Annotated in this window: 21 protein-coding genes and 1 pseudogene; 6 read left to right on the forward strand and 16 right to left on the reverse strand. The window is 42.9% G+C overall.

Features of this window, described 5'->3' with window-relative positions; all coding sequences use genetic code 11:
* Window positions 1-32: 32 nt before the first annotated feature.
* Both NQ550_RS20910 and NQ550_RS20915 read left to right on the forward strand, forming a co-directional pair.
* On the forward strand, window positions 33-1415 hold the full coding sequence (locus NQ550_RS20910; RefSeq protein WP_008705343.1) for a V-type ATP synthase subunit B: 1383 nt from the start codon (window positions 33-35) through the stop codon (window positions 1413-1415).
* Between the two features lie 18 nt (window positions 1416-1433).
* Window positions 1434-2051, forward strand: a complete 618-nt coding sequence (locus NQ550_RS20915; protein WP_008705345.1) for a V-type ATP synthase subunit D — start codon at window positions 1434-1436, stop codon at window positions 2049-2051.
* Window positions 2052-2739: 688 nt separating this feature from the next.
* Here NQ550_RS20915 and NQ550_RS20920 read toward each other — a convergent pair.
* Window positions 2740-3453 carry a C40 family peptidase gene (locus tag NQ550_RS20920; RefSeq protein WP_025578300.1) on the reverse strand — a complete coding sequence of 238 codons (714 nt, stop codon included), beginning with the start codon at window positions 3451-3453 and terminating at the stop codon, window positions 2740-2742.
* A gap of 280 nt (window positions 3454-3733) precedes the next feature.
* Here NQ550_RS20920 and NQ550_RS20925 point away from each other — a divergent pair, with 280 nt between their 5' ends.
* Window positions 3734-5494: a DUF885 domain-containing protein gene (locus NQ550_RS20925; protein WP_029676915.1), complete on the forward strand. Its 1761-nt coding sequence runs from the start codon at window positions 3734-3736 to the stop codon at window positions 5492-5494.
* A 9-nt stretch (window positions 5495-5503) separates the two neighbouring features.
* A pseudogene (locus NQ550_RS22690) lies at window positions 5504-5629 on the forward strand (AIM24 family protein); the annotation flags it as partial.
* Window positions 5630-5682: 53 nt separating this feature from the next.
* Here the strand turns inward: NQ550_RS22690 and NQ550_RS20935 are convergent.
* The 7 genes from NQ550_RS20935 to NQ550_RS20965 form a co-directional block, all read right to left on the reverse strand.
* Window positions 5683-6468 (reverse strand): HAD hydrolase family protein, encoded by a 786-nt coding sequence (locus tag NQ550_RS20935; protein ID WP_025578298.1) that lies wholly within the window; start codon window positions 6466-6468, stop codon window positions 5683-5685.
* Between the two features lie 77 nt (window positions 6469-6545).
* Entirely contained in the window at window positions 6546-9182 is a 2637-nt protein-coding gene (locus tag NQ550_RS20940; protein ID WP_025578296.1) for a cation-translocating P-type ATPase, read from the reverse strand.
* A 104-nt stretch (window positions 9183-9286) separates the two neighbouring features.
* A complete protein-coding gene (locus NQ550_RS20945; RefSeq protein WP_008705352.1) occupies window positions 9287-9895 on the reverse strand; it encodes a TerD family protein in 609 nt (202 codons plus the stop codon).
* 27 nt (window positions 9896-9922) lie between these two features.
* Window positions 9923-10504 carry a TerD family protein gene (locus NQ550_RS20950; protein ID WP_025578294.1) on the reverse strand — a complete coding sequence of 194 codons (582 nt, stop codon included), beginning with the start codon at window positions 10502-10504 and terminating at the stop codon, window positions 9923-9925.
* Between the two features lie 97 nt (window positions 10505-10601).
* Entirely contained in the window at window positions 10602-11183 is a 582-nt protein-coding gene (locus tag NQ550_RS20955; protein WP_008705354.1) for a TerD family protein, read from the reverse strand.
* A 29-nt stretch (window positions 11184-11212) separates the two neighbouring features.
* On the reverse strand, window positions 11213-12367 hold the full coding sequence (locus tag NQ550_RS20960; protein ID WP_020993224.1) for a toxic anion resistance protein: 1155 nt from the start codon (window positions 12365-12367) through the stop codon (window positions 11213-11215).
* Window positions 12368-12373: 6 nt separating this feature from the next.
* Window positions 12374-14647, reverse strand: coding sequence for a YceG family protein (locus NQ550_RS20965; protein ID WP_025578292.1), 2274 nt, complete (start codon window positions 14645-14647; stop codon window positions 12374-12376).
* Window positions 14648-14968: 321 nt separating this feature from the next.
* Here NQ550_RS20965 and NQ550_RS20970 point away from each other — a divergent pair, with 321 nt between their 5' ends.
* Entirely contained in the window at window positions 14969-15931 is a 963-nt protein-coding gene (locus tag NQ550_RS20970; RefSeq protein ID WP_022380521.1) for an HpcH/HpaI aldolase/citrate lyase family protein, read from the forward strand.
* A gap of 12 nt (window positions 15932-15943) precedes the next feature.
* Here the strand turns inward: NQ550_RS20970 and NQ550_RS20975 are convergent, their stop codons facing one another.
* The 3 genes from NQ550_RS20975 to NQ550_RS20985 are packed head-to-tail and all read right to left on the reverse strand — an operon-like array spanning window position 15944 to window position 18553.
* Window positions 15944-16996, reverse strand: a complete 1053-nt coding sequence (locus tag NQ550_RS20975) for a cysteine protease StiP family protein (RefSeq protein WP_025578290.1) — start codon at window positions 16994-16996, stop codon at window positions 15944-15946.
* 1 nt (window position 16997) lies between these two features.
* Window positions 16998-18104, reverse strand: coding sequence for a phosphoribosyltransferase domain-containing protein (locus NQ550_RS20980; RefSeq protein WP_025578288.1), 1107 nt, complete (start codon window positions 18102-18104; stop codon window positions 16998-17000).
* Between the two features lie 11 nt (window positions 18105-18115).
* Window positions 18116-18553, reverse strand: coding sequence for a MarR family winged helix-turn-helix transcriptional regulator (locus tag NQ550_RS20985; protein ID WP_029676914.1), 438 nt, complete (start codon window positions 18551-18553; stop codon window positions 18116-18118).
* A 342-nt stretch (window positions 18554-18895) separates the two neighbouring features.
* On the opposite strand from NQ550_RS20985, the gene NQ550_RS20990 reads away from it, so the two are divergent.
* Complete coding sequence (locus tag NQ550_RS20990; RefSeq protein WP_025578283.1) at window positions 18896-20350, forward strand: CapA family protein; 1455 nt, start codon at window positions 18896-18898, stop codon at window positions 20348-20350.
* Here the strand turns inward: NQ550_RS20990 and NQ550_RS20995 are convergent.
* The 5 genes from NQ550_RS20995 to metG form a co-directional block, all read right to left on the reverse strand.
* Window positions 20344-21123, reverse strand: a complete 780-nt coding sequence (locus NQ550_RS20995) for a TatD family hydrolase (protein ID WP_022380517.1) — start codon at window positions 21121-21123, stop codon at window positions 20344-20346. The genes NQ550_RS20990 and NQ550_RS20995 overlap by 7 nt on opposite strands.
* Window positions 21124-21263: 140 nt before the next feature.
* The gene (locus tag NQ550_RS21000; RefSeq protein ID WP_025578282.1) at window positions 21264-21692 is read right to left on the reverse strand and encodes an MOSC domain-containing protein; all 429 of its coding nucleotides are present in this window, start codon (window positions 21690-21692) and stop codon (window positions 21264-21266) included.
* Between the two features lie 166 nt (window positions 21693-21858).
* Window positions 21859-22347: a MogA/MoaB family molybdenum cofactor biosynthesis protein gene (locus tag NQ550_RS21005; RefSeq protein ID WP_025578281.1), complete on the reverse strand. Its 489-nt coding sequence runs from the start codon at window positions 22345-22347 to the stop codon at window positions 21859-21861.
* Between the two features lie 129 nt (window positions 22348-22476).
* Window positions 22477-22953 (reverse strand): cyclic pyranopterin monophosphate synthase MoaC, encoded by a 477-nt coding sequence (gene moaC, locus NQ550_RS21010; protein WP_022379965.1) that lies wholly within the window; start codon window positions 22951-22953, stop codon window positions 22477-22479.
* A gap of 262 nt (window positions 22954-23215) precedes the next feature.
* Entirely contained in the window at window positions 23216-25174 is a 1959-nt protein-coding gene (gene metG, locus NQ550_RS21015) for a methionine--tRNA ligase (protein WP_025578278.1), read from the reverse strand.
* Window positions 25175-25668: the final 494 nt, after the last annotated feature.

The following is a 25668-nucleotide window of genomic DNA, read 5'->3' on the forward strand; positions in this document are numbered from 1 at the left end:
CGGTTATGAGTCGTAACAGAGAGGAGAAGTTTATGGCAATTGAATATTTAGGCTTAAGCGAAATAAACGGACCTCTGGTGGTCCTGGAAGGCGTCAAGAATGCCTCCTATGAGGAAATCGTAGAATTTCACATGGATGACGGGACTCGCAAGATCGGCCGTATTATTGAGATTTATGAGGACAAGGCTGTTATCCAAGTTTTTGAAGGAACAGACGGTATGTCCTTAGGCAACACCCATACCCGGCTGACCGGACGTCCCATGGAAATCGGGCTTTCCCCGGAAATCCTCGGACGAACCTTTAACGGTATCGGACAGCCCATCGACGGTCTGGGGGACATCACCCCGGATGTAAAATTAAACATCAATGGTCTGCCGCTGAACCCGGTAGCACGTGAATATCCCCGAAACTATATCAACACCGGTATTTCCGCAATCGACGGACTGACCACCCTGATTCGAGGACAGAAGCTTCCGATCTTTTCCGGAAATGGTCTTCCACACGACAAGCTGGCTGCACAGATCGTACAGCAGGCTTCTCTGGGAGAGGACTCTGATGAAGATTTTGCCATTGTTTTCGCGGCAATGGGTGTCAAATATGACGTAGCGGAATTTTTCCGCCGTACCTTCGAGGAAAGCGGTGCTGCAGACCATGTAGTTATGTTCCTGAATCTTGCAAATGATCCGGTTGTTGAACGTCTTCTTACACCGAAGATCGCCCTCACTGCCGCAGAGTATCTTGCTTTTGAAAAAGGAATGCACATCCTGGTCATCCTGACAGACATCACATCCTTCTGCGAGGCCATGCGAGAGGTTTCCTCCTCCAAAGGTGAAATTCCGTCCCGTAAAGGTTATCCGGGTTATCTGTACAGCGAGCTTGCAACCCTGTACGAACGTGCAGGTATCGTAAAAGGCAAACCGGGTTCCGTAACCCAGATCCCGATCCTGACCATGCCAAACGATGATATCACTCACCCGATCCCTGACCTTACCGGTTATATCACCGAAGGTCAGATCGTTCTGGACAGACAGCTTCATGGACAGGCAATCTATCCGCCTATTAACGTACTGCCATCTCTTTCCCGTCTGATGAAGGACGGTATCGGTGAAGGCTATACAAGAGCAGACCATCAGGATGTGGCAAATCAGCTTTTCTCCTGCTATGCAAAGGTTGGAGATGCCAGAGCCCTTGCTTCCGTTATCGGTGAGGATGAGCTTTCCCCGCTGGATAAACGCTATCTGGTATTTGGTAAAGCCTTTGAGAGTGAATTTGTCGGCCAGTCCGAAACCGAGAACCGAAGCATCACCGAAACCCTGGATAAGGGCTGGGAGCTTCTGGGACTTCTTCCGAAAGAAGAGCTCGACCGAATTGATACGAAGATCCTCGACAAGTACTATCACGAAACAGTACGCTAAAAGAAGCGAGGTGATTACATGGATCCGAATACCTTTCCCACCAAGGGAAACCTGATACTTGCAAAGAACTCACTGAAGCTTTCCCGTCAGGGCTATGAACTGATGGACAAAAAGCGTAACATCCTGATTCGTGAAATGATGGAGCTGATCGATCAGGCAAAGGATATCCAGACACAGATTGATGTGACTTTCCGCACTGCCTATACAGCATTGCAGAAAGCAAATATGGAGATTGGTATCGCCTTTGTCCAGCAGATCGCGTGTACGGTTCCTGTCGAGAACTCTATACGCATTAAAACCCGAAGTGTTATGGGTACGGAAATTCCTCTGGTGGAATATGACAAAACCACTAACACTCCCACCTATGCCTACTACAGCACAAAGATGTCTCTGGACGAAGCCAAGGCTGCCTTTGAAAAGGTAAAAGAGCTGTCCATCCGCCTGTCCATGGTGGAAAATGCAGCCATCCGCCTTGCAGCCAATATCAAGAAAACTCAGAAACGTGCCAATGCTCTGAAGAATATCACTATTCCGAAGTACGAGGCACTGACCAAAGATATCCAGAATGCACTGGAGGAGAAAGAACGTGAGGAATTTACTCGTCTGAAAGTCATCAAACGGATGAAACAAAAATAGTATATATCAGAAATCAGCCGGATGAATATTTACTATTCATCCGGCTGATTTTATCTGACGTATGATAAAGATATCTATAGCAATCCTCGTAAATAATACATTTAAGACAGTTCAGCAGAGTGCGAAAGACAAGGAAGATATCTGCAGGCGTGCTGACGCACGGCAAAGATATCTGACACAGGACTTCATGCTATGTGGATAATATCTGTGAAAAGTTATCCCCACCCGAATTCATTTTGTGCATTTCTCATCCACATCTGTCTCTCCTATGTGGAAATTTCCCGTTTCTGTCAAATGTATTCTTTTTTTCATTGTTGTTGTATTTTTTAGTAGAATATCTTTTTGAATATTCTGATTATTTATATATATATTGTTATATTTTGTCTTTTTTGTACAATATTATATGTTTTTTAGAATATAAAAAAGTCAATAGATTTGTGGATTTTTTCGTCCAAAAATGTCGATTTATCATTTTACACAAAACATCTGTTTCTTTTTTCCTTATGTAAATCGAGTATTCCACACACATAAAATGTGGATAATGTGGATAACTTTGTGTATAACTTTAATTTACGGGATTTTTCAATAACCGGGTATGTGGATAGAGTGTGTATGACTTTATCCACTTTTCCCACCTCTCGACATTCTTTGTGCAATTTGTCGAATCATATAATTTCAGGCGTTACAGCTATTCCATGAACGTACCTACAGCTGCCGGCTGCTCATAATCGTAATCGGAAATCTTGATTCCTGTAGCAGCATTGCTGGCATGGATAATCTTTCCATCTCCGATATAAAGTGCCACATGATCAATATATCCGCTTCCGTAGAATACCAGATCTCCCGGCTCAAGCTGGCTGATATCTTTCTTTGTGGAGGCCTCACACTGCGCTGCAGCCACACGTGGAAGACTGTAACCGAAATTGGCAAATACAGACATTACAAATCCTGAGCAGTCTGCACCGTTTGTAAGACTTGTTCCGCCATAAACATAAGGATTTCCTTCAAACTGCAGCGCAAAGTTTACCACTTCCTGTCTCTTTGCCAGACGTTTCGCTTCTGCTTCTTCGGCAATTTTTTTCTTTGTATCCTCAACTGTCTGCTGAATACTCTCCAGCACGGCTGTTTTTTCCTGCTCTGCCTTCTCAGAAGCCTTTTCCGCTTTCTCTACTCTTCGTTCTTCACGAATCTGAGCTGCTTCCTCTTCTTTCGCAACAAACTCCTGTGTCTGTTCCTCTGTCTGCTTCGCCAGTGTACTTGCCAGAGCACTTACACTTCCTGTTCCATCAGAAAACGCTGATGCGCCATCATCAAACTGTGCTGCGCTTACACATACCCCCTGTGTCAGAACCACAGAGCTCATAATTGCTGCCATCAAAATTGTCTTTATCTTATTATTCATTTTACTAATCAACTCCTGTTATACATCGCTGTAAAATTATTACATTTTTATTACGTTTTGTTACACATTTGTGTATGTTAACATAACATCCCAATTTTGTCAAATAAAAAAAGTGTGACGCGCATTTGGAATGAATTTTGGCTTGTATATCTCTGGATTTTGGCATATTTATGCCAAAACACCTCGCGGGATAATGGTGTGTGAACAGTAATGATGTTACCGAAAGCATACTTCATGCCTTCCTTCAATAAGATAGTAAAAAGCAGATTCCGAGGTGGATATGCGTATTTATAAAAATATCCCTAAAAGAATCCTCAGCCTGTGTCTGGTCTTTGCCATTGGCATCAGCATGGGTGTTCTCTCCGACCACTTTGTTTCTGAAAACTCCCGTTTTCAGACCTTTACGGAAAAATTATTCCGGTCCGAAGTATGCAGCAATACCCTCACCCTTCACTACACTCTTGCACACCCTGAAAAAAAAGGTATCAGAAAGCCCGAGGCAACTCTTGGAACTGCACTTTCTGACCCGGCTAAGACCACCAGTCTCTGTCAGGAATATGAGAAAGAGCTGAAATCCTTTGCCTATTCCAGGCTCTCCGAAGAAAACCGGCTTACCTGTGATATGCTTCTTCTCTATTTTCACACCAGAGCCTCCCTTGGAAAAAACAGCGCCCTGGATGAGCCGCTGGGACCAGGCCTGGGTGTGCAGGCACAACTTCCCATTCTTCTGGCGGAATATACTTTCCGGACAAAAGAAGATATCTCTGATTATCTGAAACTTCTGAGTACCGTCAGGCCATATTTTCAAAGTATTATAAAACTGGAAAAGCAGAAATCCCAGTCAGGGCTTTTCATGAGTGACACAACTCTGGACCGTATCCTGAAACAATGTCATTCTTTTGTCGCGAATCCTGATTCCAACTACATGGATGATATTTTCGCGCAGAAACTGAAAGCTTTCTCCAACCCTGCATTTAGCAGCGAAGATCAGAAAAAACTCTGTACATATCATCATAAACTGATCTTAACCGAAGTGATCCCTGCTTATCAGGAACTGGCAGACAGTCTGGAAAGTCTTCGCGGTACAGGCAAAAGTAGCCGGGGCCTGGCATTTTTTGAGGGTGGGCGTGAATATTACCTCTACCTGCTGCAAAGCCAGACAGGAACCTATGTACCTGTCGGACAAATTGAAAAAAGGCTGTCAGCTCAGCTTTTGTCCGACTATCGGGAGATATCTTCCCTGCTGAAACAGAATTCCTCCCTGATTGACAGGCTGAATCAATGTTCCGGTGAACTTACGCTGACACCGACTCAGATGCTGGAGAAGCTTCCGGAATTGATGAAAAAAGATTTCCCAGAACTGAAAGATGCCACTTACGAACTCCGCACCGTTCATCCTTCCATGAAAAAATTTTTAAGTCCTGCTTTTTACCTCACACCGCCTGTGGATACCCGAACCCCCAACGTAATCTATATCAACGATTCCGGACGTACCTCTTCTCTGGAGCTTTTCGGCACACTGGCACATGAAGGATTTCCCGGTCACCTTTATCAGACAGTTTCTTTTGCCGAAAACAATCCCTCTGACATCAGATATCTGGTCACCTCCTCCGGCTACGTGGAAGGCTGGGCAACCTACGTGGAATCATACGGCTATGAATATGCCGCCTCCCTTATGAATGATCCGGATTCTGCCAAAAATGCCGTCCGGCTTGCCTGGTTAAACAGGAGTATGAATCTGTGCATTTACTCCCTGATCGATATCGGCATTCATTACAGGGGCTGGGATGCAGCCCGCACTGCTGTCTTTCTGAAAGCATTTGGCATCAACAATGCTTCCACTGCTGCCGAAATCTATCAGTATATTGTGGAAACTCCCGGTAACTATCTGAAATACTATTGGGGATATCTGAATTTCCTTGACTTGAAAACAGTCTGTCAGAAAAGACTTGGAGATGATTTCGACCTGAAAGAATTTCACCGCCGGATTCTGGACATCGGACCTGTACAGTTTCCGGTTCTGGAAAAATACATGAAATAAACGAATTACTGGAAAACTTTCATCGGCCAGACTTCCGGAGAGTCTTATCAGTTTGAGTGGCATGGAGGAGATAATGTTACGGTTATCATTCAGCCATCTGAACGTCAGAGCGGAATCCGCGTCAGTATGGATTAACAGCCTGATATAACAAAGAGCCGGACTGACTGCAATATTTTATAGAATTGCAGTCAGTCCGGCTCTTTAAAATATAAAACCAAACATTTCTCAAGTAATGTTTCCGAAAACAGTCTTCCTGCCTCCATTTCCATCACTGTCTCTTTGAATCTGTCGCTACCATTACCGTAAATCTTTTTAAATCCGGCCGGAACTAATCCCAGGTCGCTTTCTTCCACCATGGAAACATCGAATTCGCTGTCTCCGGCTGCTATGATATATGCAGGCTGCAACCTCTTTCGAAGTCTTCTCACGGCCATTCCCTTACTCAGATTTACAGGAACAACATATACCTTCTCTCCATTATGAAATACGTCCACCAGCTTCGTAGCCAGTTTTGCCTGCAGATCTTCAACCACTTCCTCTGGCTTTTCACATTTTGTAAAAATAAAAAGCTCATCTAGAAATCTCAGCTCAAACTTTCGTCTGGAATCCCCGGCAAGAATCTGCTGCGCTTTTTCCATTTCCGGTCTGCTATTCCGGATTATTTGCAGCGACTCCAGATACCACTCTCTGTCACGCTTACCATTTACCAGCAGTACTCCTCCATTACAGACAAGGGCATAGGGTACGATTCCTATATCCAGATCAATACGTTTATACTGTTCTTCCGTCCTTGTGGATGTTGGTATGATAGTCATCTTCTCACTTACTTTTTTCAACAGATCATGCGTTTTTTCAGAAATAAACGAGATTTCTCTTCCATTATATAACTCAACATTTAATTTATTTTCACCGATATTGCGCTTATACGAATATATTATGGTATTGTCCATGTCCGCGCATAAAATGCCATTCATTCGCTTCCTCCAAAAATGGGACTGCCACACTGTTATTACCTGCGACAGCCCCATAATTATTATTTCATACGTATTGTTTACCTGCTCATGATTGCTTTTCTGATAAGATCTACCGGTATAATAAGTACTGCAAGTACCATGGATACCAGTAATGCCTTTGGCTCAAGCAGAGTTGTGTTAAATACTTTTCCGCCGATTTCAATGATAATGGTCTGAAGAACAAAGATTGCTCCCATTACCAGTACGAAGTTCTTATTCTCCCCGATATGCTCAAACAGATTAAACTTCTCAGATCTGGTATTCAGACTGTTAAAGATAATCGCATAAATGAAGAACGCAAACATAAATGTTTTCTCATAAAGCTCCGGATCTGCACAGCCCGCAGGGATTACCCAACTGGTAATGCCGCCGATATTCTCAAGTATCAGGATAGAACCAAGGGTAATAAATATTGCACTTACTCCGATCGCTGACTTGATGTACGGAGTCAGAATATTATCTGTTCTCTTTGCCGGCTGATCTTTCATATATCTGTCAAGAATAGGTTCTCCACCAAACGCCATGGCAGCCAGTGTATCCATGATCAGGTTGATCCAAAGGATCTGGACAATGGAAAACGGCTCTGTCCATCCCAGGATCGGTGCAATGATATTCATTAACAGAGTACTGATATTTACAGTAAGCTGGAAAATGAGGAATTTTCCAACAGATTTCGCCATAGTCCTGCTGTTAAGCACACAGTCTTTAATGGAAGTCAAACTGTTATTAAGGATAACAACATCTCCTGCCTCCTGTGCAACTGCTGTACCATCTCCCATTGCAAAACCAATGTCTGCCTGTTTTAATGCGGGAGCATCGTTCACACCGTCACCGGTCATACCACAGACATTATCAATCTGCTGTGAAAGAGATACCAGTCTTTTCTTATCAAGCGGTTTCGCGCGGCTTACCACTCTCAGGTTCGGGAGAACTTTCTTCAGCTCTTCATCTGATAATTTCTCCATTTCTTCATGGGTAAGAACCACATCCTTCTTCTCATCTGCAAGAATACCTGCCTCTTTTGCAATGGCTACTGCAGTTTCCTCTGCATCACCGGTAACCATAACTACCTGGATTCCTGCATCATTGAGAATCTGAACAGTCTCAACCGCATCTGTTCTGACATTATCACGCAGACACAGAACTGCCATAAGAACAGTCTTTCCATCGCTGATTTTCGCTACAGAGAGAAGCTTCATGGTTCTCTTTGCCTGTGCATGCATCTGTTCTTCTACTTTATCTTTATCTGCCTTTGTAAACTCTCTTTCTTCCCCGTCCGGAAGCATGTAATGTGTTACTTTATCAATGATATTCTCTGTAGCACCCTTCCAGTAAACAAGTCCGTTTTTCAGTTTTACAGTGGCACATTTCTTCTCGGAATCAAATCCGCTGATCTCTTCTACCTTCTCCGGATCATTGTCATAATCATTATAACCATGATCAATGGCATAAGAGAGCAGTGCTCTGTCCATGTTGTTACTTCCGATTGCCTTTCCCTCTGAGGAAATCTTTGCAAGGTTATTCAGAGTGATAGCTTCTATAAACTCCCTGCTCTGAATGGAATCCACAATCTCACCGTTACCTGTGATAAATTCTACCAGTGACAGGTTACCCTGTGTGATCGTTCCGGTTTTATCACTGAACAGCACGTTCATATAAGCAGAATCTGAAAATGCCGCCTTGTGGCTGACAAGGATATTCTTTTTATACATGGACTCTGTATTCATTGACTGAACCAGACTGTTCATCATCGGGAGTCCCTCCGGAACTGCCATGATCACGATAGAAGCCATAAGCATAACTGCTTCCGCTATTACAAGGAGAACGGAAACAACAGTGATTGCCTGATCTGCCCTGATCAGAGTCAGGACAACATGAAGGATACCTGCGATCGCTGCAGCTGACACACCCAGTTTACCGATACCTGCTGCCACACCCTCCAGCTTCAGGCTGGAAGTATCTTTTCGCTCTTCTTCCTCGGAGGTATCTGTCAGAGCTTTGTTTATCTTTCCTAATTCAGAACTGTCTCCGATAACAGTTGCGATCATGTAACCTTCGCCTGAAGTCACAACAGAACCCATAAAGACTTTTCCATGTGAGGAGTAATCCGTAGATTCTGCCTCGTCCATATTGGTTACTGCTGCTTTGTTCTCATCTCTTGATTCACCGTTTAATGCCGCCTGAGATACTTTGATCTTACCTTCAAATAACAGACCATCTGCCGGAACCTTATCTCCTGCCTGGATAAGGATCGTATCACCTTTAACGATTTCACTGGTAAGAATATTGACCAGCTTTCCGTCTCTTACAACTTTGGCATAGGTCTTGCTGTATTCTTCCTGAAGCGCCTCACTTCTTGAAGTATTTCTGTACTCTGACAGGGTACTGAAACCGGTAGCAAGTGCGATTGCGATCACAATACTGATGATCTCCACAACATCATTTCCGCCGGATAATGCAGGGACAAAGATTCCCAGCACAGCCAGGATAACTTTAAGAGCCAGAGCCGCACATAATACCTTGATCCAGATGTCATCAAATGCGCCGATGAACATGGACCAGAGTGATTCAGTCTCTTTCTTCGCCAGCTCATTGGTGCCGTACTTCGCCTTGCTCTCGCTGACCTGCTGTCCGGACAGGCCCTGCATTCGCTCCTCTTTGTTTATTTCATTCATAATAATCAACCTCCTCTTTCGGGTTTTGCAACTGTTCAATCATGGACAGACAGTTACCGGATTTTATATAAAAAGAGGAACCATAACAGCTCCTCTTTTTATTTTCACACAAATCTCTGGCAGAGTTCCCCAAGTCCGGGATCTGTTGTGCCATTTCCTACGGCGTTGAATTTCCATTCACCGTTATACCTGTATATTTCCCCAAAAATCATCGCAGTCATACCTGAATAATTCTCAGTTAAATTATATTTACACATTTCTTTATTGTTTCTGGCATCAACCAGACGGATAAATGCATTCTGGATCATTCCAAAATGCTGTTTTCTCTTTACTGCCTGATAGATATTGACAACAATGACAATCTTATCATATTCAGCCGGAACTCTTGACAGATCAATAACGATCTGCTCATCATCTCCCTCGCCTGCTCCTGTAAGATTGTCTCCCATATGATTGACTGTCCCGGATTTATGTTTCAGGTTGCCGAAATATACCAGGTCTGTTTTATCTGTAAATTTACCATTTTTCAACATGATTGCAGAAGCGTCGCAGTCGATTGCCTGATGTGATGAAGAACCAAATAATGCACCAAACAATCCACCACCGCCGGATGGCTTTGCCTCATCCCAGCCAAGTCCCACGATCACCTTTGCTAATCCTGCATGCTCCTTTGACAGATTTACCTTCTGTCCTTTCTGTAAGCTTACTGACATTTTCGTCCCTCCTGTTGCCCTCCGGCACTATTCTACGTCTACACCATAACTGTTGCACAAAGCAGCCAGACCACCCTGATAACCGCTTCCAATGGCATTAAATTTCCATTCGTCACCATTCTTGTACAGTTCACCAAATACAACTGCTGTTTCAATAGAGAAATCTTCTCCAAGATCATATCTGAGGATTTCTTCTCCTGTCACTTCATTGAAGATTCTCACAAAGGCATTAGAAACCTGTCCGAAATTCTGGCGTCTTGCCTCTGCATCATAGATGGTAACTGTAAATGCAATCTTTGTGATATTGGCAGGAATCTTTGACAGATCGATCTTAATCTGCTCATCATCTCCGTCTCCGGCACCTGTAAGGTTGTCTCCCATATGCTGGACTGCTCCGGACGGATGTACAAGATTTCCATAGAATACAAAATCGTTCGAATCAGAAACCCTTCCGGAATCTGTCAGACAGAACGCTGCTGCATCCAGATCGAAATCTCCGCCTGTGTCATAAGCATTGATATCCCATCCGATACCTACAACTACATTCTTAAGTCCCGGGTTACCTTTTGTAAGACTGACCTTCTGTCCTTTTTTTAAACTAACTGGCATATATTTTTCCTCCCATATTGTCTTATCCGCTTCGCTATACAGCTCCATACCTGATAACTGTTTAGTATTTTTACCAAACAGCCGACTGTCTCTTACATTACGCTACTTCAATACCATAATGACCGCAGAGCGCTGCAAGTCCACCTTGGAATCCGCTTCCGATGGCATTAAACTTCCACTCTCCGTTATGTCTGTAAAGTTCTCCTACAACTACTGCTGTTTCAATGGAGAAGTCCTCCCCAAGATCATAATGGATCAGTTCCACCTCATTGGATTCATCTACCAGACGGATGTAAGAGTTTGAAACCTGTCCGAAGTTCTGACGTCTTGCTTCTGCATCATAAATGGTAACTGTAAACGCAATTCTCTCAATATTTGCCGGAACCTTTGACAGATCGATCATGATCTGCTCATCATCACCTTCACCCTCACCGGTAAGGTTATCTCCCATGTGGATGACTGATTCACTGACATGCTTCAGATTGCCATAGAAAATGAATTCTTTCTCTGTAGGGCATTTTCCGTTGGCACCAAGCATAAATGCTGCTGCATCCAGGTCAAAATCCGAACCTGAATCAAAAGCGTTTACATCCCATCCAAGTCCTACCATGATCTTCTTAAGTCCCGGATTCTTCTTTGTTAAATCTACCTTCTGTCCTTTTGATAAATTAATAGGCATATCATTCATCCTCCCTTTTTTCTGTGTTTTTATTTTCTTACCGGTGGCACATTGTATTGTTTGTTAAAATCCTGTTTGATTGCCTCCAGACGAACCTGATCCTCCTGGCGTTTCTTTCTGGCATCTTCCTGGATCCTTCTTGTCTCTTCGATTCCATTTGTAATGGTTGCCCATGTCTTCTCAAGAGTCTCAATCTGAATGGAACTTCCGGATGCCATTTTAGCTGTCATCTTCGATACATCTACTGTATTCTGGGCATTCTTAAGAAGCATCTCATTTGTTTTCTTATCCAGTTCTGCAATAGATTCTGCCTGTATCTTCTGCCTTTTCAAAAGAATTGCCTGCGCAAGTGCCTGCTTAAATACAGGAAGCGTAACGATAAACGCAGAATTGATCTTTCTCACCAGATTGTAATTGCTGAACTCCATAGTCTTGATCATGGGAATGGACTGCATTGCCACATTCTCTGCTGTTCTCAGATCCTGTGTCCTCTGTTCCAGCATCATCAGTGCCTGATTCAGACTGGTAAGTTCAAACTGAATAGACTGATCTCCCGTATTCTCCATATCCTGCTGTCTCTGGGCAATGTAGGCTTCAATCTCTTTACATGCCTGTTCTCCTGCAAGGATATATTTCACCAGTTCATGATAATAATCCACATTGGTCTTAAACATGGTATCCAGCTTTTTGTTGGACTGTTTGATTTCAGACTCATATCCTTTAAGCTGAACATAAATCTTATCAACTTCTTCGCCCATTGTGTGATACTTGGCCAGTATCTTATCCAGCTGTTTTCTGAAATTTCCGAAAAGCTTTCCGAAAAGTCCCGGATTATCCTTAATTTCATTAATGTCAAACTGATCCATGATCTTTGCCAGCGATTTAAGCATCTCGCTTGTCTCATTAAGCTGCGACATATTCATGCTGTTGAGGACCACATCAGATGCCTTGGAAATCTCCTCTGCTGCTTTCGCACCAAAAGATACAATGGTATCCATATTGTAAACTTCGATCGTGCTGACAATATCGTCCACTTCTTTTGAATTGACCAGCTCAGCATTCATCTGCTGCCTGTCAGCGACAATATCATATTTCTCCACAACTTCAATCTCATTTTTCTCCTGAAGACCATTACCGGCCTGAGCAGGATTTCCCATAGATGATTTACCGAAATCAAGTCCCATAATCTACTAACCTCTCCTGAAAAGTTTTCTCCGCCATGAGGGGCGGGTACTGTTTGTCGAAATGTTATTCAGATCCGGAACCTGCATATCGTATTTATATTCCCCGATCTGGTGCTCTTCCATCAGTTTTTCTGCAAAGTAGTTCTCCACACTCTGATAGCCTGTAGGGACAAAAAACAGAATGTCAAATCCTGCCAGGTTCAGGAATGTTACAAGAATCGAATCCTGAAGTGAAATCATCGTCTCCCCTGTATTAATATATATCAGTTTCGGATTCTTTTTTGTAAAATCAAATTTCTGGATCAGACGCAGAATCTCCTTCGGCAGATCCAGAATCTGCGCGATCACTGTATATTCTGTACCATTTTCCCCAATACCCTTTATCAGTTTCCGCTCGATCAGAAGCTGCAGCTTGTCAAGTATAAATTCCTGCATTTCCTCCCGAAGAAGATGATAAGGATATCTGGGATGATTCTTTATTTTATTCCGCAGAAGCTTTCCGTTTTTATAAAATTCTACGGCAAAGGCTTTCATTGGACCGGAGGCAGTTGGTTCAATGCACGGAGCACTTTTCACAACAACGGTATCCTCTGTGATCAGTGCTGCTATGGATTCCCAGTACTGAGAAACACTTCCATCCTTCACTCCTGAGATTTTTGAAAAAATAACCGGAATATTTACCACACCGTTAACTGTGCTGAAATTAGGTCTGTATTTCAATTCCTGATCCCACAGTAGTTTTATCTCTTCATACATGGTCTGCAGATTGATAACATTCGCCTTCACATACTGCTGATTTCTGTATATCCCACTGTCCTGATACATCAGAGTATCAAGTTCTCTTTCCGCATGATAAGCGGCTGTTCCAATCTTTACCTGAGAACTCTCTTCCGGATATTCTGTGATCGCCAGACTCTCCGGATAGTTGACCTCATACAGAAGTTTATCTTCCAGACAGCACTTAATGTTCAGATCAGGACATAAGATCAGCACATCCAGTGGCAGCCGCCCAAGGAAACTCATAAACAGAGCTTCGTTTTCATTCCGGCAGCCCCCCAGATAAATAAAGCATCCAATCTCCGGTGATTTCCAGTTTATGAACAGCTTCGGCAGATATCTTCTCATCCAGCACAGCAGATACACTGCCCTGTTTGTCAGTCTGTTAAGATTTTCCCCTTCCTTCTGAGATTCAGCCAGCATAACATCCACAAATGTTTTATGCAGGATCCGCTGAAGCTCCGGATTGGCTCCATACTGTATATTACACGCAAGTCCCAGGAGCATCTGATCTCCGGATGTGTAGTTTGACCTCTTTATCTCTGAAATTTCCTGCGGCGTTGGTCTTGGAATCTCTTTACTTACGATCACCGTATTTCTCTTTGAATTTCTCAGTTCCTGCTGCAATCTGAACAGTTCATTTGCATAAGTAAGCTTATCTTCTGCCCCGTTTATCCTGCAGAAACAGTTATAAAAAAAACGGCTGTCATTTCCCCTTAACAGAATGCTCTCGCGGATATCATCCAGGCCGTTTCCCTTTATCCATGCATTTGTACAATTTGTAAGCGAAGGTCTGATTCCATACAGTCTCTCATTGTTAAGTTCATTCTGAATCTCATCTCTGACCTTTTTCACACAATATCCCTGCGGAAATGGCTGCAAACCTTCCATCTGCAAACTGTCTGAAAGAACGGAACCCGGATCTGTTTTCAGATATCCCTGATCCCCTGCATACTGAAGCAGTACTACATCACAGCCTGCATTGGAAAGAATCGATATGAGCATTAACTCATAATTGCTTATCTGCCCTTCATATAATATTTTAGGGATATGGTTCTCTCCAAGCTGATTTACAATGCGTTCAAATTTATAATACAGCCAGCACATGAACTTGATATATGCGTTCCTGAGCATATTCTCGGTTTTCCCGGCTTTTCGCAGGGAATCCAGAGAGTCATAAATGGAGGCTGCCACATTCTGTCTCTGAAACTCATTCATCCTTGGCAGCCATTTTCTCAGACTGACATGGATAAAATCCATACTCATCTGAAAATCCATTCCCATTATTTCATTATAATATGCAAGATTCCCCTCATCGGGATTAGGTATCTTCCCTTCGATAACCACTCCGGTTCTTCTTGCTGTATCATAATATTTCTTTATAAATTCGCCGACTTCTTCAGAATATCCGTTGATACGGTAGAAATAAACACCTTTCTCCCGCCTGCTGTTCAGTTCGACAAAATAATCACTGAGGTTTTGAATTTTTTTGTGTTCCAACATATAAGTATCTCACCTTCAATATCTGCTTATCTTATTTCTGTTCATGATAAGTTCTACAGTAATTTCATAAAATAATGCGGAACCATAATTTTCTCCAAATTTTCGTATAAATTCTACCTCAAAATTGTATCATATTGCTATTTATATTTCAAGAAAATTCCCCTGTTCTTTCTATGGCTTATTCCCCTGAAATGTGCTATGATGTAGCTGCTGACTCGGTCCTTCACACTGTGATGGACCGGATTACCTGCAGTATTTTATTGAATTTCTATAAGGTACCCTATTTACGGGAATTTTTGTAGATATGTCAGAAGGAGTGTTATGAAAAATAATGTTTTATATTACAGTGTAGGTCCATTACTCTATTGTCCTGCCAACAGAATATCCATCACTGATTCTCTGATAAATGAAAGATTCGGGAACAGATTTTCTCTTGCTCTCTGTCTTGAAGATACCATAAACGACGATCATGTTGAAGAAGCCGAGCAGATACTGATTTCTTCTCTCAGCCAGATATTCATACAGCATGAACAAAAGCCATTCTATCTGCCCAAAATATTTATCCGGGTTCGGAATCCACAGCAGATTCAGAGATTAACAAAAGCTCTTGGGCAATCCATTAAGATTGTTACCGGTTTCATCGTCCCTAAATTCAGCCCGGATAACGCACAAAGTTATATTGAGCAGATGATCCTCGTCAATGAACTTGTCGCAAAAAAGCTTTACATGATGCCTATTTACGAAAGTCCCTCCATTATAGATTTGCGAAACAGAATTGATATTCTCTATTTGTTAAGGGATTCTTTAGCCAGAATTGAAGATCTTATATTGAATATACGTGTTGGCGGAAATGATCTGTGCCATATGTTTGGGTTTCGCAGACATGCCAATGAATCTATTCACAGCATCAGACCTGTTTCAGATATTTTCTCAGATATTATCACTGTATATGGTATGGATTATGTGATTTCCGGTCCTGTATGGGAATATTATGCCGGTGACAGCTGGAAAGAAGGAATGATTCAGGAAATCCGGGAGGACAGACTTTGCGGTTTCATCGGAAAAACCGTTATCCACCCTTCACAGATCCCTGTAGTAAACAGAGCTTATCAGGTTTCACGAAATGACTACCTTGACGCACGGGCGATTTTAAACTGGAATGCTGATTCTGCTTCCCTTGTTGCAGGAAGCAAAACCAGAGAAAGAATGAATGAATATAAAACCCATCTGAACTGGGCTAAGAAAACAGTTTATCTTTCAGAAGTTTTCGGAATAACAGAATAAATATTACCCTTCTCACGCATCCGCAAGCTTCTTAATGATTCCACAGCATTTATAATGTGTAAGTGAATAGTATTCTACAGGTGTATGTTTCTCTTCGGCAAGTCTGACAATATGCTCCAACTGAGGATTTCCCTTATATCGCTCATCGATCAGCACCTTCCAGGGAATTCTCCTCAGTAATACTCTTGTTGTCTCTCCGATCCCCGGTTTGATCAGATTAATATCGTCAATACCGAAATTCTTTCCTATATTTATTACCTCATCAATACCCTGACTTTCCACTCTTTTTTCCAGATCAGGTGTATTCTCCATATTAAATTCCTTTTCAATGGTTTCAATAAAGTCATATGACAGATCAGAATCTGTCAGTTCTCCGTAATAGACTGCCCCATGGAAATCATCTCTGCCTATTATGTCATCTCTCAGAAAAGTACGGCTGATAAGGCCGGATACTGTACTGTTCAGGCAGGAACTTGGGATCAGGATATCTTCATGTGTTCCGCAAAGCTCCGTAACATTTGCCGGATCTGCCACTACCGCTATGTCAGCAGAAACCCCTTCATATGCAGAGATATCTTTCTTCAATTCATTCAGGATCGCACCCTTGCCAATCCATCCGTCCACAAATAAAATCTGCTGCGGTCTATACTTTTCAAGCAGATACTTCATGGCATTATCGTCAATCCCTCTTCCTCTGATAATTGAAATGGAATAATGAGGCACATTTATACCATATTTGAATTTGATGTATCGCTTCACAAGGATACCAATTGGGATTCCCGCTCTGGCAAGAGATACCAGGACAATTTTCTTTCCCTTATTCTCTATGATCTTATCTGCCAGCATTCCTACTGCATTGGCAACCGGCTTCGCATAATGTTTCAGCGCATTATGATATACCTGCATATACTGATCTGTAGGAACATATTCAACAGGCAGCATCTCGCTGTAATGTTTTCCGGACTGAATCAGTTTCTCCCGCACTTTGGCAGGCTGAGGTTCTACCAGCCCGGTAATATCCTTCAATAATAAAATCACATCTTCTTCTGAATAGGAACTTCTCAAATCAGCACCACCTTACAACTGTAATATCCTTGTTCTGCATCCGGACAGCATTTATCAGCGTTTCCTGACTCTCCTTTATTTCCGGGGAATCTGTGACAATCAATACCTTGTCATATTTTCCTATATCGTAAATAAACGTTCTCCTGTCCGGATCATATAAACTTTTCAGTTCATATCTGCTGTGAAGGGGATACTCTTTTTCCAGACTCACAGCAATGGGACTTCTTGTAGTCGAATGGCACCTTACTTCGGCTCCCTCTTTTTCCATCTTTCTTCCGATATAAAGTGCAGGGAACATAAACTCCTCAGTGCCGATCACCAGTATTCTTTTGCCAGATATATTATCAGCCATGTTTCCGGTTTTCTCCCGGATTTCTCTCCACAGATTCTCACATGCTTCTTCATATTTCCCGGAATCAATCAGTCTGCGGGCATCCATCCGGTCTTTAACATAAATCGTTGTATACTCTGCGGCCTTATCCGGACATTTATAATAAAATCCGTCTCCCTTAAATGTTTCTGCTCTGTCTCCGTAAGTACTGTGATCCGTTTTTACCAGATAATACAGAGAAATCCCCTGTCTCTTATAACGTTCCAGATTCTCCTCGCTCATTCCGTTTAACAGAGATGCTACTGAATATTTAAATTTTCCGTCATATTCCCTGTCAAGAATACTGATGATATTCCGAATTGTTTTTCCGGTAGTTACTTCATCCTCGATAAATATGATCCGATCCGTCTCCGCCACTGCTCTGTCAATATCATCTTTTACCAGCTTCTGCTCTGTGGCATGGCTGTGTTCCTCGGAAAAAAACAGATAATTCACGCCGGGAATAACTTCTCTGGTGGTCTGAATATAATCTGCCCCCACAGTAATCGCTGCCTGAGCACCTATGGCAGTTGCTGTCTCCGCAAAGCCCACCAGCAAAAGTTTTTCATCTTTGTATTTCTCCCTGAAAGTATCTGCCAGAGCAGCAAATAAATCCAGTGCCTTTGATGGCACTACCGGAATATGCTTTCCCTGAAGCGGATCCACTACCAGATAGTTTCTCTTCGTATTATTTTCCCTTTTTGCGATCTTTACTAAATCCTTCTCAGTATATTCCATTTTTACTCCTTCTACTGATATGATCTGAAAAATGCCTGCAGCTTGGTCAGAGCTTTCGTCAATGCCTCTGTCTCCTCCACATTTAGGCCTTTAAGTACAGCCAGTATCATCTTCTCATGGAAATCTTTATGATGGTAATAAGCTTTCTTCCCCTGTTCTGTCAGGGAGATCAGCACAACCCTTCGGTCCTCCTGACTTCTCATACGCTGGATATATCCCTTCTTTACAAGATTATTCACAGCGATCGTCAATGTACCCACAGTCACATTCAGTTCTCTGGCTACTGTTGACATATTCTTCTGTTCCCGGATACCTACTGCATTAATAATGTGCATATCATTGACGGAAATATTCTTATATTCTCCCGTAATCAATGCCCGTTCTTCCAGGTCCAGAATCTCATTAAATAAATTGACCAGTACATCATTAATTGCCTCATAATGGTTCATCCGGTTACCTCCCTCTTTTTGCTTAAGCAATTCCATATAGCATTGCTGTAGCATGTTTGTACATTATGGTTATATTGCTACCTATTATACACTAAAATACTTTGTCTCACAAAGCATTTCTGGCAGGTTTTCAAAGAATTTCTCTCTTAATTCTTTCTTTGAACCATGAAATTTGTTATAATGAACAGATAGATTACAGTTCACACGCTCCTGTCTCATTTCCGTATGCAGTCTGCAATGAATTTGAGATACGGTACTGAGGACAGCAATACAGGCTGCAGATTGCTGTAACTGTTCAGCATTCTCACTGTTAAGAACTATTTTAGTTAAAGGGAATTTTCTATGAAAAAAAATAATATGCCACTTAATTTACGGGAGAGAATCAACTCCCGGATCAGTCTTCTGTGTTCTGTTATTGTTCTGGTTCTGCTCGTTCTGGTGATGCATCAGATGGATTACACCCTGATCCGTAAACCGCAGAAAGAAGCAGCAGAAGCAGCGGCTCTCAAGGAACAGCAGGATAAGATCAAAGCTGAAACACCTGTCATCTCCACTGCAAGTGTAATTGCTGTTGGAGATAATCTTTATCACAGCAAGCTGTATGAATCCGGCGAAAATGACTCCGGCATATGGAATTATGACCATATCTACACTCATGTTCTGGACCAGATCCAGGCTGCAGACGTAGCCATGATCGACCAGGAAACGGTTTTTGCTCCAAGCCACGATGCTGTCAGCACTTATCCTTCTTTTGCCACTCCCCAGGAAGTGGGAGATGCCATTATCAAAGCAGGGTTTGATGTAGTGGAATCTGCCACAAATCACGCCGATGATTATGGATATGACTATCTGAAAAGTACTCTGGATTTCTGGAGCACCAATTATCCGGATATTCCTGTACTTGGCATTCACTCCACCCAGGAAGATGCAGACACTGTCAAAGTAAAAGAAGTGAATGGTATTAAGATTGCTTTTCTTGACTATACATACGGCACCAATAATTCCGGTGCAGGCGAAGGATATGAGTACATGATCGATATCTTTGATAAGGATAAGATCACCACAATGATCCAGAAAGCCAAAGAAATCAGCGACTGCATCATCTTTGTGGCTCACTGGGGAACAGAAGATGAAACCATGCCAAATGAATACGAGAAACAATGGGCCGCTTTTCTGATGCAGCAGGGTGTTGATGTGATCATTGGCGGTCATCCGCATGTGCTTCAGCCTTACGGACAGCTTTCTGATGACCAGGGACACAATACCACCATATTCTACTCCCTCGGAAACTTCGTTTCCACCCAGCAGGAACTCCCGGAACTTCTGGAAGGAATGGCAAGTTTTACCATACAGAAATCAACTCTGAACGGCAAATCAACCATCCAGATCCTTTCTCCGGAAGTGAAACCTATGGTCATGCATTATAATCACGATAGCGGAGAATACGGACCATATATGCTGGATGATTATACAGAAGAACTTGCTTCTTCCCACAGTGTAAGAAATGTGATCGGTGATGAGTTTACTCTCGATAACCTGAAAGCTAAATTTAAGGAAATCATGTCCATGAATGTGAAGCCTTCCACAAATACAAACCTGCTGAACGTCAAGTTTGACTGGGAGGGCAACATGATCGACAAAACTACCGGAAATGTAGTGGAAGATACAGAATCCATCCACTCCTGGGAATATCAGGCAGACACATCAGACGGAACCGAAGACTCTTCCGACAGTTCTGACAGCTCTTCGGATGAAAGTTCCGATGATTCTTCAAACGAATATGACAGCGGTTATTGATGAATGCCCAGCAGTTTCTCTGCATTCTGTCTGGTCACATCAATGACCTCTTCTGCTGTAATTCCCTTCAGTTCTGCGATTGCCTGTGCTACATAAGGCAGATTTAATGACGAATTTCTCTTACCTCTGTTTGGCTCTGGAGACATATAGGGACAGTCTGTTTCCAGAACAAGCTGAGACAGGGGTGCATACTGAACCGTCTCTTTCAGTTTCTTTGCGTTCTTAAAAGTGACAACTCCGCCGATTCCCAGATACAGTCCCATTTTCAGATATTCTGCCGCAATCTCCCTGCTGTATGAAAAACAATGAATGATACCGCCATACATACCACCCTGCATATATTCTCTGACGATATTCAGAGTATCCTCGGCAGCTTCTCTGCTGTGGATCATAAACGGAAGCTTCTCTTCTCTGGCAATGTCAAGCTGAGCGCGAAACATTTTCTTCTGGATCTGATGTTCCTCTTCTTCCTTATGCCAGTAATAGTCCAGCCCGATCTCACCGATTGCCACCATCTTGTCCATATGGGATAATCTGCGAATCTCATCCAGAGTCTCCTGTGTCATCTTATCTGCATCATCCGGATGGATTCCCACTGCTCCATATACAAAAGGATATTTCTCCATCAGATCCACAGTATCCTGAAAACCGCCTACAGATGCACAGACATTCACAATCTTCTCAATCCCTCCATCGTACATAGACATAAGAAGCGCTTCCCTGTCTGTGTCAAAGGCCTCGTCATCATAGTGCGCATGTGTATCAATAATCATTTTTTCCAATCTCCTCATGTAATCTTATAGCAATCCCATAAAATAATGCAATCAAGACAGTTCAGCAGGACTTCACGCTATGATGGACTGGATTGTTTGCAGTAATTTATGGAATTGCTATAGTCCGATTAAAAAATCTGTTACAAAATTACCAGCTCATCCCCCGGGTGGATCACACCTCCGTGGAGAACCTTCGTAAAAACTCCCTGTTTCGGCATAATGCACTCTCCCATTTTCTTAAAGATCGCACATCCGCTGTGGCATTCTTTTCCAATCTGTGTCAGCTCCAGGACTACATCATTGCACTGGAATTTCGTGCCGATCGGAAGTGTGGCAAAGTCGATTCCCTGAACCACCAGGTTCTCTCCGAATGCCCCGTCTTCCACCTCTGCACCTCTGGCGCGAAAATCTTCAATCTTGTCAGAAGAGAGCAGACTTACCTGACGGTGCCATTTTCCGGCATGGGCATCACCCTCGATTCCCCAGTCCTCAATTACTTTAATCTCCGGAACACTTGTCTTCTGTATTCCTTTTCTTTCACTTGTACAAACCGCAATTACTTTTCCCATAAGATTATCCCTTTCACCTTCCTGTTTTAGTTTCAGATACTGTTTTCGTACCTGCTCTTCCGTTTATTGCTGTCAGCTTATCTTCTCTGCTTTGGCTCACCGATTTCTCTTTTCGTCAGTACATTCTGACGCTGCTCTGCTTTCTTATCCCTGTTATCGCCATCAGTTATCTTGCGCAGTTCCTTGCTTCCCCTGTCATGATCTCAATGCCATGTTCAAGCGCATCAATAATATACTCCAGGCTCTCTTTTACAGCTTTCGGACTTCCCGGCAGGTTAATGATCAGTGTTTTTTTGCGGATACCTGCCGTAGAACGGCTGAGCATGGCGCGTTTCGTGATGGTCATGCTGTACGCACGCATTGCCTCCGGAATCCCCGGTACACGTCTGTCAATAATATCCTCCGTTGCCTCCGGTGTAATATCTCTGGGTGAAAAACCGGTTCCGCCTGTTGTCAGGATCAGTTCCGCTGTGCCGCTGTCTGCGATTTCCGCCATTCTCTCTGACAGCATCTTTCTGTCATCCGGCAGAACATCTTCAGCCACAACCTCATATCCATTCTTCTCAACAATCTCTCGGATCGCCGGTCCGCTTAAATCCTCACGTTCTCCGCGATATCCCGTATCACTGGATGTAATGATCGCTACTCTTTTCATTTTATAAAAACCTCCCTGTCGGGCAGATAAAAAATTTTTTCGTCATCTGCCATTCTGTATTTCCATTATACACATTTCTTTTATTTTACCCAACAAATATTTTGCAAATCGCAAAGCAATTCGTGGATATCAAAAATGGAAATCTCCACTCTTACCACCCGTCTTTTCAACCAGATGAATATTGGACATTACCATATGCTTGTCAATTGCCTTACACATATCGTAGATCGTCAGAAGTGTCACCTGAACCCCTGTCAGCGCCTCCATTTCCACACCGGTCTTGCCCTCTGTTTTCACTGTACAGAAAGCGCGGATAATTCCGTTTATCTCATCCAGTTCATAGTCTACGGAACATTTCTGGATCGGAAGCGGATGGCACATGGGAATCAACTCAGAAGTCCTTTTCACTCCCATAATCCCCGCTACACGTGCTACTCCAAGCACATCTCCCTTTTTCACGGAACCCTCTTTCACAGCCTCCATGATTGCTTCTCCTACATGAATCTCACCTGTGGCAACTGCTGTTCTGTAAGTGATATTTTTCCCGGAAACGTCTACCATAACTGCGTTTCCGTTCTCATCAAAATGATTAAAACCCTGTGACATGATCAAAATCCCCCTGTTTAAGTTTTTACAAAAAGCGAGGCTCTTATTGTACGGGAACATACAATAAAAGCCTCGCCTGTTCATCACGATACGGTTGGAGTCTTTACCCACCGAAATTGACGACACCATGAATACTCATGAGTCAGTCACTCCCCTTTATCTAAATATTAATATAGCTTTTGAGAGTGTATTTGTCAAGATAATATTCGTAAGTTTTCACACATTTTCGCTACCATTCGCTTTGTTCTCAGTAATACAAAGATCAGCAGATTTCTGCACCTGCAGGCATTTCCTTTTCCGGTACCATCAGGGAAAGGTTTCCGTCTGCATCTTCTGCGCAGAGGATCATTCCTTCACTGAGTACACCGGCAAGTTTGGCTGGTTTCAGGTTTGTGACTACCATAACCCTCTTACCTACCATTTCTTCTGCACTGTAGTGTGCTTTGATTCCGGATACGATCTGGCGCACCTGGCTGCCGATCTGTACCTGTGAGCAGAGCAGTTTCTTTGATTTCTTTACTTCTTCACATTTGATGATCTTACCAACCTGGAACTGAAGCTTGCCGAAATCTTCAAATGTGATCTCCGGTTTTGCTTCGATATCAATTACGTCTTCTTTTTCTTCTTTTGCAGGTTCTTCTGCTTTCGGCGGATGAAGCTCTGCCACCTTTGCAAGTACTTCTTTCAGGTCAAGACGGGCGAAAAGGATCTCCGGTTTTTCAGTTACTTTATTTCCTGACGGATAGAGGCCAAAGGTCTTAAGGTCTTCCAGTTCTCTGTCCTGTGCATTTAACTGGGCAAGGATTCTCTCTGTTGTTTCCGGCATAAAGGATTTCAGCAGAACCGCACCAATGCAGATTCCCTCAACCAGATTGTAGAGAACTGTTGCAAGACGGTCTTTTTTCTCTTCATCCTTAGCAAGAGCCCATGGCATTGTTTCGTCGATGTATTTGTTGCAGCGTTTGAAGATTGTGAATACTTCTGTCATTGCATCTGCCACGCGGAGTTTATCCATTTTTTCGTTTACTTTGGCAGGTACGGAGAGAATGAAGTTCTTCAGATCATCATCTACAGGTTCTGTAACGCCTTTGTTTTCTACCACACCGCCAAAATATTTGTTTGACATGGAAATGGTACGGTTTACAAGGTTTCCAAGGGTGTTAGCGAGTTCAGAATTGAGACGCTCTACCATCAGTTCCCATGTGATCACACCATCATTCTCGAATGGCATTTCATGAAGTACGAAGTAGCGGACTGCATCTACACCGAAGAAGTCTACCAGTTCATCTGCATAGATTACATTTCCTTTGGATTTACTCATCTTACCATCACCCTGAAGAAGCCATGGATGTCCGAATACCTGTTTCGGAAGTGGCAGATCCAGTGACATCAGGAAAATCGGCCAGTAAATTGTATGGAAACGGATGATGTCTTTACCGATCAGATGCAGGTCTGCAGGCCAGAGCTTGTTGAACTGGTCTGTGCTTTCGCCATCGCAGTCGTAGCCGATTCCTGTAATATAGTTTGTAAGGGCATCAAGCCATACATATACTACGTGTTTCGGATCAAAGTCTACCGGGATTCCCCATTTGAAGGAAGTTCTGGATACACAGAGATCCTGAAGTCCCGGGAGAAGGAAGTTGTTCATCATCTCATTTTTACGGGATTCCGGCTGGATGAAGTCCGGATGTGTATTGATGTAGTCGATAAGTTTGTCGGCATATTTGCTCATTTTGAAGAAATATGCTTCTTCTTTTGCAGGTACACATGGGCGTCCGCAGTCCGGACATTTGCCGTCTACAAGCTGGGATTCTGTAAAGAAAGATTCGCATGGTGTACAATACATTCCTTCATAGTGTCCTTTGTAGATGTCGCCTTTTGCGTACATTTTTTTGAAGATTTTTTTGACCTGTTTTTCGTGGTCTTCATCTGTGGTACGGATGAATTTGTCGTAGGATGTGTTCATCAGATCCCAGATTCTTTTGATCTCACCGGATACGTTGTCTACGAATTCTTTTGGAGTGATTCCGGCTTCTTCGGCTTTTAATTCGATTTTCTGACCATGTTCGTCGGTTCCTGTCTGAAAGAATACGTCATAGCCCTGCTGACGTTTGTAGCGGGCGATGGCATCGGCAAGGACGACTTCGTAGGTGTTGCCGATATGGGGTTTGCCGGATGTGTAGGCGATGGCGGTGGTGATGTAGTATTTCTGTTTTTCCATGGGTTTGTTGTCTCCTTTTTTGAATGTGGACGCCCGGGAAATTATTTCTCTTTCTATGCGGTTTCGGGATCTAGTAACTCTAAGTGTCTGAAAATCTGCTAAAAGCATTCTCAAAAATCTCAAACTCGCTTCGCTCAGACAGTGAGATTTTTGTTCATAACGCAGATTTCCAGGCACTAAGATTTACACGATCCCTGCAAATGCATAGAAAGAGAAATAATTTCCCAGGCTGATTTTTGAAATGGTAACAACTGCTCCTTATTTATGGAAGAAAAACATAAATTCTTCATGGTAGGAAGGAACTGGTGTTGGGGGAAATAATTCCTCTCCGTCGCAGTGCGATCCTGCCCGGAGGGCTTTTTTATATTATAGGAACATTACAGAGTAATTTCCTATAATATAAAAAACGTCTCCTCAGACTATCTGAGAAGACGAGTATTACCCGTGTTACCACTTCTGTTCGTTTCCGGGCTCGCGCGGGGAAACCTTGGGAG

The sequence above is a fragment of the Blautia wexlerae DSM 19850 genome, from assembly GCF_025148125.1.
Lineage (GTDB): Bacteria > Bacillota > Clostridia > Lachnospirales > Lachnospiraceae > Blautia_A > Blautia_A wexlerae.